Origin of the sequence: Clostridium sp. Marseille-P299 (assembly GCF_900078195.1) — a bacterium.
GTDB lineage: Bacteria > Bacillota > Clostridia > Lachnospirales > Lachnospiraceae > Lachnoclostridium.
The window spans coordinates 1,980,238-1,993,265 of record NZ_FJVE01000007.1 but is presented as its reverse complement, the minus strand read 5'-3'; the positions used below and the strand labels follow the sequence as shown (position 1 = coordinate 1,993,265).

Sequence of the window (13,028 nt, the reverse complement as noted above, 5' to 3'; positions counted from 1 at the left end):
TTTCTGCGATATAAATCGTAGAATACTGCACGATGTTTTACCGGTATATTTGTGTAGATTATTTCGACACTTTTCGACAAACATCGACGCCGTAGACCACATTCAGGCCAGAGCCGTTGTCCCAATGCACCATGATGGAGCCAGTGTCATCCACGCCCCAGACGGTTCCAAGTGTGCCGACCGGAGGAGCCTGCGCATCGTCCATCTGGACCAGCTCCACACGAGTGCCAGCAGGATACTGGCTGCGGATTAAATCCACTGTTGCCTTATTCGGAAATCTCATCGCTGGACACCTCCTTCTTAGCGCTGCTTTTGAATGCGGAAGATCCGGTCAGGTTATTCAAGAGAATTTTTCGTTCGGTTTTGTATTCGTTGCCGATGAAGCCGAGGCGGAGCAGGAAGCAGCGGAAAGCGTACTTCTCATTGTCGACCTGCTTTTCGGTACCGTTTACACGCTTCTGGTTTCGGGCCATTTCGCAGAGCTTGCAGATAAAGGTGTCATAAGCCTTCACGCTGTCTGCATCCGGCTGGCCGGGGAACCAAGGGAAGGAAACCTTTGTGTCGGTAATCTCCAACGGCAGGTCGTCTGTACCCAGCGCCTTGCAGATAAGACTGCGCTTGGCGGCAATGATGCCTTTCAGGTTTTCGAGGTTAGCATCGGTGAAAATGCTGCGAGGCATGGAAATGCAGATGCCGGTGATTTCATCTTCCGGTGTTGCGTATGCCAGAGGGCAATCCTCCAATGGTTCCTCGCCGTCGATGACCGGTTCCTGCTGTTCGCTGGCGTATTCGGTGGACTCAGCGATGAAGCCTTTCTGGGCCAGTGCTTCGATGAGCTTTTCGATTTCCTCGCTGTCAGCCATATCGTCAAACTCAAGGTTGCCTTCACGGTTGACCGTAAAGTAGTCGATTTGGTAAGCGTAGGTCGGAGTTTTCAGGTAGACCGGCTTTGCTCCGGTGAACTCGCTGATGGCTTTGACCAGCGGTTTGCGGTCGGTTGCGTTGTAGTAAATTGTCATGGTGTATGACCTCCTTTAATTTTGGTAGTCACATATTCGCTCTAAAGGCACAGAATAGCAAGTTATATTTGAGAAATATATGTACCAAATAGGAGCCGGGATTTTTGTGGTTATTTGTACTTCATATCGAGATACAAAGCGACCTCCGGAAACAGGCGCTCAAAGTCAGCAACATACCGGTAGCAGGCGCTATCCAGACCGTTGCAGATGGCAAATTCACGCAGGCTTTTCTTTTTGAAAAAGCTCGGCTGATTGCACCAGCGGGCAATGGTGATATACATACCACGGTAGGGACTTTCTGTATATCTGGCAAAGCGCATCACATACGGCAGGCAGCGGTTTCGTATCAGAACTTCAATGCGGAAGAGCAGGTCGAAGATGTCCCTTTTCCAGAAATCCGCATCCCAGCGGTCGTTACGGTCAAAGCCGCAGAAGCAGTAGAACTTCATCACTGCATCGGTATATTTTCTGGCCAGCTGAATTTTGTTTTCAATCAGCTGTGCGTCAGCCACATTATCAAAAGCAAAAATGTAATCGCCATCGTACTTGCTGGAAAACAGCGCAGCGCATTTATCATCTGTCAGCAGGCGTTCATCCAATCCCTGCTTGAACTGAAATGGCTTCCCGGTAGATTGCAGCTCCAGAAGCAAATCCCTCCAGCAGGGTGTACCGAAGAAGTTATCATCCAACAGGCAGATTTTTGGCCTTGCCGGATCGTGGAACTCGGCCAGAGGACTGTGAACAGAGACACGGTCGTAATTCTTGTTGACGCAGAAGTCGCACTTGCGGAAACAGCCACGGGTCAGAAAGCCAATGGAATAATCCGTGTAGTAGGAGTAGTCACGAGGCTTCCCGTCGTGCAGCAGCTTGTCGGCCACCCATGCATCATACAGATGATAGTCAGGCATCTGGTGTTCGATAGAAGCAGGAAGGCACGGTGCCTTATCGTAATAAAAGCCCGTGCCTCCATAGGTCACATTATCCAGTTTCAAAACTTCTGCCGGGACAGGTGTGTCAGTAAAGACCTTTGACAGGTAAACGGCATCAAAAGAATCGAGGCCATCATAGTCAGTCTTTAACATCACCGTGTCACCGGCAGCTTTGTGGTGCGCAGATATTTTCATACAGGCCAGATTGGGAAAACGGTGTCGCTTTCTGCCAATGAGGTCTGCGTCAATGATTGCTATCTTCATGGGCCACCTCATCATAGCGATAGGTCAGGCCATCACGGACAACAGTTACATTTGCAGCGGAACCGACCTGCTCGATGTAGCGCTTCACGATAACATCGCAGAATTTTTCGTCCAGCTCAATGGTGTAGCAGATACGGTTGGTCTGTTCACAGGCGATAAGTGTGCTGCCGGAACCACCGAACGGGTCCAATACCAGCGAATTAGCCATGCTGGAATTCATAATCGGATACGCCAGAAGCGGGATAGGCTTCATGGTCGGATGGTCGGCGTTTTTCTTAGGCTTATCAAATTCCCAAATGGTCGTTTCCTTACGGCCTGTGTACCATTGGTGTTTACCGGCTTTCTTCCAGCCAAACAGTACAGGCTCATGCTGCCACTGGTAAGGACTGCGACCCAGCACCAGAGATTGCTTCTTCCAGATGCAGGTGCCGGACAAGTAAAATCCCGCATCGGCAAATGCCCTGCGGAAGTTCAGTCCTTCAGTATCAGCGTGGAAAACATAAATGGAAGCGTCCTCAGCCATAGCAGAGTGCATCTGCGTGTAGGCATCCAGAAGGAACTGGTAGAAGGCGCTGTTTTCCATATTGTCGTTTTTGATTTTACCGGCGCTGCCTTCGTAGTTCACATTGTACGGAGGGTCTGTTACCACCAGATTGGCGACCTTGCCGTTCATCAGGATGGCATAGGTTTCAGCCTTGGTGGAGTCACCGCAAACCAGACGGTGTTCGCCCAGCTGCCAAAGGTCACCGGACTTGGAGAAGGTCGGCTGCTTCAGCTCGGCATCCACATCGAAGTCGTCATCGTGGACACCTTTCTTGGTGTCCTCACGGAACAGGGACTCCAGCTCCGCAGGCTCAAAGCCGGTCAGGGATACATCGAAATCGGTGCCCTGCAGGTCAGCGATCAGGAGGGCCAACTTGTCATTGTCCCATTCGCCGCTGATTTTATTGAGCGCCACATTCAGCGCTTTTTCTTTTTCATCGGAAAGCTCCACCACAACGCAGTCCACTTCGGTCATGCCCATGTCGATTAGAACCTTTAAGCGCTGGTGACCACCGACAACACGGCCAGTGGTTTTATTCCAGATGACCGGTTCCACATAGCCGAACTGCTCAATGGAGCGCTTCAGCTTTTCATATTCCTTGTCGCCGGGTTTCAAATCTTTACGAGGGTTATAGTCAGCAGGCAGAAGTTCTGCTGTGTTCTTTTTCTCAATCAGCATACTTTTCCACCGCCTTTTTCAGTTCTTTGGTCTTATCCAAGTTCTCCCAAGAACCTTTATAACCGTTGAAGTGGCCGTAGGCAGCGGTCTCGGAGAAGTAAGGACTGCGCAGATGCAACAGAGAGATGATTGCAGCGGGACGCAGGTCAAAGACCTCCATCACGGCCTTGCGGATAATTTCCACATCGACCTTTTCTGTACCGAAGGTGTCAATCTCAACGGCAGTAGGTTCCGCCTTGCCAATAGCATAGGAGATAGAAACCTGACAGCGGTCTGCAAGCCATGCGCCTACGATGTTACGGGCGACAGCTCTGGCCATGTATGCGCCGCTGCGGTCAACCTTAGTGGCATCCTTGCCGGAGAAGGCACCGCCGCCGTGTGCAGCAAGACCACCGTAAGTATCCACCATGAGCTTTCTGCCGGTGAGACCTGTATCGGCAGCAGGACCACCTTCCACAAAACGACCGGAAGGATTGATGAGGATTTCCGCTTCCTTCGGGAAGTGGTAGCGACTGAGCAGAGGATAGATGATTTCAGTGATAATTTCACGGCGAAGCTCATCCAGATCCTTGTTTTCCTTATGCTGCACAGAAACGATGATGTTCTTTGCACGGACAGGTTTGCCATCGTGGTATTCGATGGTTACCTGCGCTTTCCCGTCAGGACCAATATCACGGATGGTTCCGTCATGCATTGCGTCGTCCAGACGCTTGCACAGGTCGTTGGCGAAAAGGACAGAAGTAGGCATCTTTGCCCATGTCTCGTTGGTGGCATAGCCATAAACAGTGCCCTGATCACCGGCACCGATGGAAGCAAAGATATCGTCGGTATCTACTTCACGGGTTTCCAGCGCTTTGTTTACACCACCGGCGATGTCAGCGCTCTGGCGATGCACATATACAAAAATGATGAACTTCAAAGGATTGTATCCGACCTTGGCAAGGGTCTGGCGGACCACCAAGCGGATGTCGATTTTCTTGGAGCAGGTAATCTCACCACACACAAAGATTTTTCCTTTTGTCGCCATAACCTCACAGGCCACACGGGAATATCGGTCCTTCTTCAGGCACTCATCCAGAATAGCATCGGCGATGAGGTCGCATAATTTATCCGGGTGTCCAGCGCAGACACTCTCGGCAGTTTTATAAGAAATGTTCATATCAAATTCCTTTCCTTGCCATCAGAAGGCGTTCCATCACATCATCCTGTGGAGTAGCGCCGCCGTATTCTGTGGCACAATTTTCTTTTACGATTTGGTAGATTTCCATCCAGAGCCTGTTGGTCTGACTCATGAAGTTCTGACTCATGGCCACATAAGGCGACTGGATTGCATTGCCCGTAGTCGGATGCTTTGCCAGAAAACCAAACTCGGTGATGGCCTCCTCACACTGAATCCAACGGGCCACGCTCATGGAGTAACGCTCCAGAAGCTGCGGAGACACAAGTGCTGCGCAGCCACGCTCGTGAAGCCAGTCCCATGTCTTTTTGTAAATATCAGCTGCGACCAGCTTTTTGCCATCCTTCTGTTTGGCGGACAGGAGCTTGGATGGCTTGGGCATCGCTTGACCTTCCAAATCGACCGATTGGTTATCGAAGTCAATGACAGTCAATGTGCGTTTGCCCGGATTGCCCTCAGCGATTTTGTCAGCTAAGGGTTTCTTTTTAGCTCCTGCGCCCATTCGAGCGCCGCCACGGTTGGTACCGTCCTTAGCCAATTACAACACCTCCTTTGGCAGGGCCTATATACCCTGTTTGAAATTGCGAATTTGTGCGTGAGACCCCACGCCCGTTGCACGGCATAAAGGTCACAGAGATTTCGACCGCCCCTACCGGTCATGGTTGTGCCAACGATCACCTCGCTCGGCATGGATTCTGGCATGGCACGGCTTGCAAAGAGCAATCAGATTTTCTCTTGCGTGTGTGCCGCCTTCCGAAAGCGGGATGCGATGGTGGACCTCTTCGGTAGGAACAATCAGACCTTTCTCTTGGCACTGCTCACACAAAGGATGCAGCTGCACATAGCTGTCACGGATACGCTTCCATGCACGGCCATAACGACGGCGTACAGCAGGGTCTCTGTCGTACTTCTCGTAGCGCTTGTTCTCCAGCTTTTCATGTTCCTCGCAGAACCTGCCATCCGTTAGCTTGGGACAGCCGGGATAAGAACATGGTCGCTTCGGTTTCTTAGGCATCGGTTCACCTCCTTCAGGGCATAGAAAAAGCCCTGCGGGATTGCTCCCACAAGGCTCGTTCCTGATTTTCGCTATTATAATAATATCATAGGAAGCGGGTATCATTCTATGTCTTTAGGTATCACGTTTCAGGATACCGTCGCAAATATCCAGCGCCTGATTATGGAGCTTATACAGGTGGTGCATGCTGTAGCCCATGTCCACGGCGATGATTTCCCAAGACTGGAAGCAAAGATAGCGTTTTTCAAGTAGGGTCTGAAGCTCAGGACTTGGTACCGCTTTGATGGTGGAGGAAATCTCTTTTTTCAGATCCACCAGCTCATCAATGTCACGGTTGATTTCTGCCTGCAGGTCCACAATCTTTGCAACGGCATCGGCCATCTTGGAAGTGGCCTTGTTGGGATTGCGAGGCATACCCGTTAGCACCGAACTGGCGCTGGTAGCAAGGTCATTCAGTGCCTCGACCTGCTGAATTTTGGAATTGATACGCATATCCAGAAACTTGGCTTGCATTAAATATTCTTTTGCGGTCATACTGTACCTCCGAAAAATTTTATTCCTCGGATTGTCGTAGATTGTCATAGATTGGCTTTTACGGCATCTATAAGTGCATTCTGGGTTAGCTCCTTGCGGGAGAGAGCCTTTAAGATGCGCTCGTCGATAGTGCCTTTTGTGATGATGTGCTGTATCACCACGGTTCTGTCGGTCTGTCCCTGTCGCCATAGGCGGGCATTGGTCTGTTGGTACAATTCCAAGGACCATGTCAGGCCGAACCAGATGAGAGTGGAACCGCCGGATTGAAGGTTCAAACCATGACCGGCAGAAGCAGGATGAATGACTGCAACAGGAATTTTGCCGTTGTTCCAGTCCTCAATGTCCTTACTGGATTTCAGTTCTCGCACAGCAAAGCGCTTTTTGATACGCTGCAGGTCGTGCTTAAACCAGTAGGCCACCAGCACGGGTTTCTCATTTGCTGCTTCAATCAAATCCTCCAAAGCATCCAGCTTTCGGTCATGGAACTCCAAAATATCGCCGGTGTCGGTGTAAATGGCACCGTTGGCCAGCTGCACCAGTTTTCCGGTCAGTGAAGCGGCATTGGCAGCAGTGATTTCCTCATCAGAGAGGTGCAGGACAAATTCTGCTTTCAGTTGCTCGTAGCGCTCACGTTCCTCCTCGGAAAGCTGCACTTCATATTGGGAAGACACCAGCTCCGGCATCTGCAGATAGTCGGTACTTTTCATAGAAATCGTAATATCCGAAATCTGCCTGTAGATGGCTTCCTCTGCATAGGGCAGTGGCTTGTAGGAATAGATGATTTGGCCATTGCGCTTGTCCGGCATAAAGTAGTTGTTACGATACTGTGTAATGAACCTGCCAAGGCGCTGGCCCATATCCAGCAGTCGGAACTCAGCCCATAAATCCATCAGGCCATTGGAGCTTGGTGTTCCGGTCAGGCCGATGATGCGTTTGATCTTCGGGCGCACCTTGGATAATGCCTTGAAGCGTTTTGATTGGTGATTTTTGAAGGAGGACAGCTCATCGATAACCACCGTATCGTAGATGAACTGCATACCGCTGTCCTCAATCAGCCACTGCACATTTTCACGGTTGATAATGGTGATGTCGGCTCCGGCCATCAGCGCAGCTTTTCGTTCTGCCGGTGTTCCCACCGCAACAGCGAAGGTCAGGTGATTTAAGTGGGACCATTTCTTCAGCTCTGCAGGCCAAGTATCACGGGCCACTCGCAGCGGAGCGATCACCAGAATGCGATGAGCCAGAAAACTGTCAAACAGCAGGTCGGCGATGGCGGTCAGGGAGATGACCGTTTTACCAAGACCCATATCGAGGAGAACTGCGGATACGGGATGGGTTTCAATATAATCAATGGCGTAGGTCTGATAGTCGTGTGGCTCGAAGTTCATCCAGCATCCCTCCAATCTGTTCTGGCTTATCTATCACATAGACCTTGAATCCCAAGGAACGCAGCAGCCGGTGTCGTGATTCTTGCAGTGGGCGTGGGCGCTTGCCGGGAGCCTTCAGTTCCGCGAAGGCGATAAGGCCATCAGGTAGTAATACAAGACGGTCGGGCATTCCTGCGAAACTCGGAGACACGAACTTCACGGCGATGCCACCAGCCTTTTTAACCATCATGGTTAATTTCTGTTCTATGGTTTTTTCTAACATCGCTTACCTCCGTCAGCGTTAATTTTGGTAGAGTGGGTAACCTCCCTGAATGTCAATTACATAACTTCTTCTTATTCAGATTTTTTTAGTCCTTAGAGAATTTTTGTATATGACCTTAATGGAGGTTACCCACATGGTTTTGTCAGTTCAGGAAATCTTCATCAGCGCTATCATCAGCTCTCAGGCGCAGGCCCTTAAAGTAGCGCTTGTTATGGACCTTGATACGCTCGAAGCCTGCCTTCTCCAGCGCAAAGTAGAAGTCAGCCGTGCTGCGGATATACTCGTTGCAGTCCATAGAGTAGTTGCGGTATGCCTGATACAGTGCAGAGGAGCTTTCTTTATAGGAGTCATCCACCTCGCACTTGTCCGCAAGGAAATGGCCGAACCAGTCATTCTGATTGCGATATTCATCGATGGCCTTCTGGACGCAAGCGGGAACCGGAATCTGGTAGTCCAGCTCGATGACCTTTTTGGCACCTTCGATGACCCACGCCAGAATGCTTTCACCGGCATTATCAAACAGGTACTCACCGTAATTTTTGATGTCGCTCTTGCCGGTGATTTTCGCATTGAACGGAATGACGATCAGACGACGCCAGATACCATCATCGGACGCACTGACACGAGGCAGGTGGTTGGTGTACAGAACCAGCGTGTGACAAGGCTTGAAGGAGAAAGGGTCCTTATACTTTTTCTCCGCAAACACATCGTCGGTGGAGCAGAGCTGCTTGACGGTGGAGTCGTTTAAGCGGGAGCCTTCCTGCATTTCCGCTGCAATGAGCAGACGCTTGCCTTTGACCTCGGCCATTTCCGGCTTGATATTTCTGCGACATCCAACGGTCAGGGTGTCAGCGGAGATGTTGCCGCTGTAAAGGCCCAGCACACGGGAGACTGCATTCCAGAAGGTGGACTTACCGTTTCGGCCATCGCCGTAGGCAATAATCAGCGCTTCCACATAAACCTTACCGATAGCGGCCAGACCACAAATCATCTGCACATAGTCAATCAGGGACTGGTCACCTTGGAAAATCAGGTCCAGACAGTCCAGCCAAATCTGCTGACCTTTCTGGCTCGGAGATACAGAGGTGATTTTGGTAATGAAGTCCTCTGGCGAATGTTCTCTTGCTCCGGCCATGCCGTTACGCAGGTCGAAGGTCGCCTCTGGTGTACACAGTGCAAACGGGTCAGCGTCCAAATCTCTCGGAGAAATCTCTAAGATAGGATGGGACTCACGCAGCGTTGAGGTGATGTTTTTGGAATCACGGCGCTTAATGGCGAATGCCTGATATGCCTTCGCTGCCAGAAAATCCTGATAGGCTTCCAACTGCTGGTCGTTCATCAGCTGTTCAGCTTTGGACTTGGAGGTGCTATCCAGAATGGTCTGTGCGCCGGTATTCTTCATTTTGGTGAGCGCTTCCACAAGGTCATTTCCGGCTTCCTTCAGCTGGCGGCGGGTCAGCTCATGGGCAACAGCCTGTGCGCCCGGTTCGGATTCCTGCCAATAATGGTCGGAGTAGCGGATAAAATGTGTGGCAGGAGAATAGCGCAGTTCGCCGGAGAAGTATTTTCCAAGGACCTCTGCCTGTCCGACATCAGAGTAGTCCTCCGGCTTGTAACAGGAGGGGTCGTTGTAAACCTCCGGTGCCACATATCCGTCCTGCTGGGAGAGCTTCGTATAAAAGCGCTGCGCAGAATGCCAGATGGTGGACAGTTCTGAATTATCCAGAGGCGGTACACATTTGGCGGCTTCCTCCAAGAAGGTCTGATATGCCTTCTCGGTGTCGCCGTACTTCTTGATGACACGACCGGCAAAACGGCTCATGGTAGCATTGCGGCTTCCTTCCGGGATAACAGAGGTGTCGAAGTTTCCCTGCGGCAGATATTCATCGAACAGGTCCTCGTTTAGAAATTCCGTCAGGTTCATGCGTCCGGGATACAGAGCGACCTCGGCAGCAGCAGTGCCGAAGAAGAAACGTGCCGCATCCAGCGCCTGCGTATCAAAATACGGGAAGATGGAATTGACCAGCTTCTTCATATCACTGTACAGAGAAGCGTCGGTGCAATATTCAATAGGAAACAGCACATGGAACTTAGGTCTTGCCGACTTGCCGTTCTTCTCACGATTGTGGAAGCGGCTGTAGTGGATAGCAAAGGTCACTCCGGGAAATGCCTGCATCACATCGTCTGGTGTCATCCAGTCCGCAGGATTTTCAGAGTGGTCGTTATCACAGTCCACCGGCAGACAGTCACTGCCGATGAAATTGTCGCCATTACGGTAGCTGTTGCGGTATTCGGCGCAGACATAGTCACGATTGATTGCGGCCTTCAGGCTTGCCTCATCCAGAATCACATGTTTGTGAGGATAGGAGCAGTTGCCCGGATTGCCGGTTACATCAGCGGAATAGATGGTGAACATTAGTCATACACCTCCTTGGATTCATCCTCCAGCACCTTGGTGATGAACTTGAGCGCACGGATCGTGGTCTCCAGTTCGCAGTCGCCGCCGAGGAACACTTCAAAGCCATTACAGCCGTGTCGGTCCACAAAGGTGCGGACTTCCATGTCGGTGCTGCCGCAGTCGCTGATACGGAAATAGGTGCGTCCGCCGTGACCGCTGTCGCCGCCCATATAGCCTGTGGTGCCTGCTTCCACTTCGAGAATGTTGGCGCTGACTACTTCACGGGTATAGGTGGAAATCTCAGTGCCGTCCGGCAGCAGTTTTCTTTTTTCGATTACTTCATACATAGGGTTAAGCCTCCTTCAAATTTTCGGTGAAATAGCGTAAGCGGTAGTTCTTCCACTTGGCTCTTTCGATTTCTGCTTCCATGCCCGCTGAGATGCGACTGCCAAATACCCAGACTTCGGAGCATTTGCTCATCAGGGCATTTCCGAAGAAGAGACCAAGCTGGCGTTCCTTCGGGTCCGCATCATTCAGGAACTGCGGAAATAACAAGTGAGGTGCGATGGGAATGTATCCCTGTTCCACGGCAAAGCGGCTGTAGCGTCTGGCCGCATCCACATTTGCTTCGATGTCTCCGGCATAGGGAGAGCAGATGTATACGATGGGTCTGAACGCACGAAGAGAGCGTTCCTCACGGTCGATAACAGACAATGCGCCGTAGGCAGTAGGGTCAAAATATCCCTCGCTGTTGTATTTGCTGATACTCAAAACACGAATCCTCCTTTCCGGTGGGCATAGTAAAAGAGCGTCCACCTCTAATACCCTTTGGAGATGAACGCTCCGTTTTGACGAAGACTTTTTAATCTTTTTTATAAAATGGTGTGGTATATCCGTCGGCACGAAGCAACAGCCCTGTCGCCCACGGAGGAGTGCGACCCATCTGTTCACATACGGCATCCAGCGACATGCGTGGATCTGCTTCAATGACAACTTCGTCGTGGATATGCATGACAATGCTGCAGCAGCGCAGGGTCTGCATGGCATAGCAGAGGATGTCCCTTGCTGTGGCCTGCACAATGTTTTCGACAAATTTCGGGCCATAGGAATCAAGGCGTTCCCACTTCTTAGTGCTGCCGACACCTTCGTAGGTGATACATTCGCCGCCGAACTTGTTAATGCCGACCTTCGGCTTTACATAGGCCAAGCATCTGCCGGAAGGGAGCGTGATAAACAGCATTCCGCTTCTGCAGGAGAAGGTCAGACCGTACAGGCTGGTCGTATGCTTATATTTCACGGCCTCCATAACAGCACGGTCCACGGCCCACCAAAATTCGACAATTTTCGGGTTAGCCTGTCGCCATGCATCCACCAGCGAAGGCAGCTCATCTTCGGTCAGGCCCATTTCGATAGCGCCCATTGCCTTCAAAGCGCCGACGCTGCCGCCGTAGCCCAGCGCCAGTTCTGCGATTTTACCCTTCTGGCGCAGGTGGCCGTTGATGCCATGCTTCTCCACAGGAACCTTAAACATCTGGCTGGCAGAAGCGCAGTAGATGTCGCCGCCTTGTGCAAAGACCTTCTGTCGCCAGCTTTCATCAGCGTACCAAGCGATAACACGGGCCTCGATAGCGGAAAAGTCTGCCACAAGGAACTGAGCGCCATCTCTGGGGATGAAGGCAGTACGGATAAGCTGGGAGAGGGTGTCGGGGACATCTTCGTACAGCAGTTCTACGGCAGAAAAGTCACCGCAGCGGACCAGCGCACGAGCTTCGGCCAGATCCGGCAGATGATTCTGCGGTAAATTTTGCAGCTGAATATTACGACCGGAGAAGCGACCGGTACGATTGGCACCATAGAACTGGAACATTCCTCTGGCACGACCGTCAGCGCATACGGTGTTCTGCATGGCCTGATATTTTTTGACGGAGGACTTTGCCAGCTGTTGACGCAGCATCAGGACATCGGCCAGTTCCGGTGGGGCCTTTTTCAGAAGCTCGTTTACAGCCTTTTTATCAAGACTGTCGGTTTCCATGCCGTTGTCCGCCAGCCACTGCTTCATTTGCTGCACACTGTTTGGATTTTCCAATGCAGTCATGTGCTTCATGGAAGCGGTCAGCTTCTGGCGGGACTGCGTATCCATTTCAATGGCCTGTGCCACCAGTTCCATATCCAAGCGTACACCAGTGTCGTTGATTTCTTCGCTCTGGTGGTATTCCTCCCAGACAGTAGCGGATACCGGGAATTTAGCCAAACGCTGCTGGATGCCCATTTCGGTTTCCACATCTCGCAGGTTGTAGTTCTTGAAAGCGGCCCACTTATCCGGTGCGTGGAAGGGTCTGTTGCGTGTGCGCTGGCCGTTTGATTTCGTAGGAGCGCAGGGCTGGCAGAAGTATTTAATCAGGTCTTTGCCTTCAGTGAGCTTTTGCTTCTCAAGGCCCAGAACGGCACCGACACCTTCCAGTGACAGAGGCAGTCCCATCGTAGCGGCCCAGATCATGGAGCAGCGCCAGCTTTCGTGATTTAGATAATCGCCGGTTGGATAACCTAAGAAGCGGGAGAGGCAGATTCGTTCAAAGGTGGCATTGAAGGCCCATTTGATCACAGCATCATCTTCCAGAGCCAGAAGGACTTCCTTGGGGATATGTTCGCCGCAGGCAAGGTCGACCACCTGTACCGGGCCGGAATCCACGCTATAGCCAAACAGGAGAATTTCAAAATCATCAGCTTCCACATAACGGTACACACCAGATTTTTGCAGTGGAGCGCTGCTGTAAGTTTCAATATCGATACTCAATGTTTTCATGAATTGTCACATCCTTT

Annotated in this window: 14 protein-coding genes; all 14 read right to left on the bottom strand. The window is 51.3% G+C overall.

The window, feature by feature from the left end; all coding sequences use genetic code 11:
* Positions 1-58: 58 nt before the first annotated feature.
* The 14 genes from BN4220_RS16565 to BN4220_RS16500 all read right to left on the bottom strand — a co-directional run bounded on the left by BN4220_RS16565 (position 59) and on the right by BN4220_RS16500 (position 13,011).
* On the bottom strand, positions 59-283 hold the full coding sequence (locus BN4220_RS16565) for a DUF4314 domain-containing protein (protein WP_066719029.1): 225 nt from the start codon (positions 281-283) through the stop codon (positions 59-61).
* Positions 267-1,019, bottom strand: a complete 753-nt coding sequence (locus tag BN4220_RS16560; protein WP_066719025.1) for a hypothetical protein — start codon at positions 1,017-1,019, stop codon at positions 267-269. The genes BN4220_RS16565 and BN4220_RS16560 overlap by 17 nt, the downstream gene beginning before the upstream one ends.
* A gap of 110 nt (positions 1,020-1,129) precedes the next feature.
* Positions 1,130-2,212 (bottom strand): hypothetical protein, encoded by a 1,083-nt coding sequence (locus BN4220_RS19930; RefSeq protein WP_082812356.1) that lies wholly within the window; start codon positions 2,210-2,212, stop codon positions 1,130-1,132.
* Positions 2,193-3,434, bottom strand: a complete 1,242-nt coding sequence (locus tag BN4220_RS16550; protein WP_066719020.1) for a site-specific DNA-methyltransferase — start codon at positions 3,432-3,434, stop codon at positions 2,193-2,195. Before BN4220_RS16550 ends, BN4220_RS19930 begins: the two co-directional genes overlap by 20 nt.
* Positions 3,424-4,593: a methionine adenosyltransferase gene (gene metK, locus BN4220_RS16545; RefSeq protein ID WP_066719017.1), complete on the bottom strand. Its 1,170-nt coding sequence runs from the start codon at positions 4,591-4,593 to the stop codon at positions 3,424-3,426. Before metK ends, BN4220_RS16550 begins: the two co-directional genes overlap by 11 nt.
* A gap of 1 nt (position 4,594) precedes the next feature.
* Entirely contained in the window at positions 4,595-5,149 is a 555-nt protein-coding gene (locus tag BN4220_RS16540) for a P27 family phage terminase small subunit (protein WP_066719005.1), read from the bottom strand.
* A 111-nt stretch (positions 5,150-5,260) separates the two neighbouring features.
* Positions 5,261-5,626 carry an HNH endonuclease gene (locus BN4220_RS16535; RefSeq protein WP_066719001.1) on the bottom strand — a complete coding sequence of 122 codons (366 nt, stop codon included), beginning with the start codon at positions 5,624-5,626 and terminating at the stop codon, positions 5,261-5,263.
* A 114-nt stretch (positions 5,627-5,740) separates the two neighbouring features.
* Positions 5,741-6,160, bottom strand: coding sequence for a DUF1492 domain-containing protein (locus BN4220_RS16530; protein ID WP_066718997.1), 420 nt, complete (start codon positions 6,158-6,160; stop codon positions 5,741-5,743).
* A gap of 44 nt (positions 6,161-6,204) precedes the next feature.
* Entirely contained in the window at positions 6,205-7,548 is a 1,344-nt protein-coding gene (locus BN4220_RS16525; protein WP_066718993.1) for a DEAD/DEAH box helicase, read from the bottom strand.
* Complete coding sequence (locus BN4220_RS16520) at positions 7,508-7,810, bottom strand: VRR-NUC domain-containing protein (protein WP_066718990.1); 303 nt, start codon at positions 7,808-7,810, stop codon at positions 7,508-7,510. Before BN4220_RS16520 ends, BN4220_RS16525 begins: the two co-directional genes overlap by 41 nt.
* A 142-nt stretch (positions 7,811-7,952) precedes the next feature.
* Positions 7,953-10,226 carry a phage/plasmid primase, P4 family gene (locus BN4220_RS16515; protein WP_066718987.1) on the bottom strand — a complete coding sequence of 758 codons (2,274 nt, stop codon included), beginning with the start codon at positions 10,224-10,226 and terminating at the stop codon, positions 7,953-7,955.
* On the bottom strand, positions 10,226-10,555 hold the full coding sequence (locus BN4220_RS16510) for a hypothetical protein (protein WP_066718985.1): 330 nt from the start codon (positions 10,553-10,555) through the stop codon (positions 10,226-10,228). The genes BN4220_RS16515 and BN4220_RS16510 overlap by 1 nt, the downstream gene beginning before the upstream one ends.
* 4 nt (positions 10,556-10,559) lie before the next feature.
* On the bottom strand, positions 10,560-10,979 hold the full coding sequence (locus tag BN4220_RS16505; protein WP_066718982.1) for a DUF7768 domain-containing protein: 420 nt from the start codon (positions 10,977-10,979) through the stop codon (positions 10,560-10,562).
* Positions 10,980-11,070: 91 nt separating this feature from the next.
* Complete coding sequence (locus BN4220_RS16500) at positions 11,071-13,011, bottom strand: DNA polymerase (RefSeq protein WP_066718980.1); 1,941 nt, start codon at positions 13,009-13,011, stop codon at positions 11,071-11,073.
* Positions 13,012-13,028 lie beyond the last annotated feature (17 nt).

What these genes read in the sequence shown, in the direction of transcription:
- BN4220_RS16565 (WP_066719029.1), bottom strand. Translation starts at nt 283, where the DNA reads ATGAGATTTCCGAATAAGGCAACAGTGGATTTAATCCGCAGCCAGTAT.
- BN4220_RS16550 (WP_066719020.1), bottom strand. Translation starts at nt 3,434, where the DNA reads ATGCTGATTGAGAAAAAGAACACAGCAGAACTTCTGCCTGCTGACTAT.
- BN4220_RS16520 (WP_066718990.1), bottom strand. Translation starts at nt 7,810, where the DNA reads ATGTTAGAAAAAACCATAGAACAGAAATTAACCATGATGGTTAAAAAG.
- metK (WP_066719017.1), bottom strand. Translation starts at nt 4,593, where the DNA reads ATGAACATTTCTTATAAAACTGCCGAGAGTGTCTGCGCTGGACACCCG.
- BN4220_RS19930 (WP_082812356.1), bottom strand. Translation starts at nt 2,212, where the DNA reads ATGAAGATAGCAATCATTGACGCAGACCTCATTGGCAGAAAGCGACAC.
- BN4220_RS16535 (WP_066719001.1), bottom strand. Translation starts at nt 5,626, where the DNA reads ATGCCTAAGAAACCGAAGCGACCATGTTCTTATCCCGGCTGTCCCAAG.
- BN4220_RS16525 (WP_066718993.1), bottom strand. Translation starts at nt 7,548, where the DNA reads ATGAACTTCGAGCCACACGACTATCAGACCTACGCCATTGATTATATT.
- BN4220_RS16500 (WP_066718980.1), bottom strand. Translation starts at nt 13,011, where the DNA reads ATGAAAACATTGAGTATCGATATTGAAACTTACAGCAGCGCTCCACTG.
- BN4220_RS16515 (WP_066718987.1), bottom strand. Translation starts at nt 10,226, where the DNA reads ATGTTCACCATCTATTCCGCTGATGTAACCGGCAATCCGGGCAACTGC.
- BN4220_RS16530 (WP_066718997.1), bottom strand. Translation starts at nt 6,160, where the DNA reads ATGACCGCAAAAGAATATTTAATGCAAGCCAAGTTTCTGGATATGCGT.
- BN4220_RS16510 (WP_066718985.1), bottom strand. Translation starts at nt 10,555, where the DNA reads ATGTATGAAGTAATCGAAAAAAGAAAACTGCTGCCGGACGGCACTGAG.
- BN4220_RS16560 (WP_066719025.1), bottom strand. Translation starts at nt 1,019, where the DNA reads ATGACAATTTACTACAACGCAACCGACCGCAAACCGCTGGTCAAAGCC.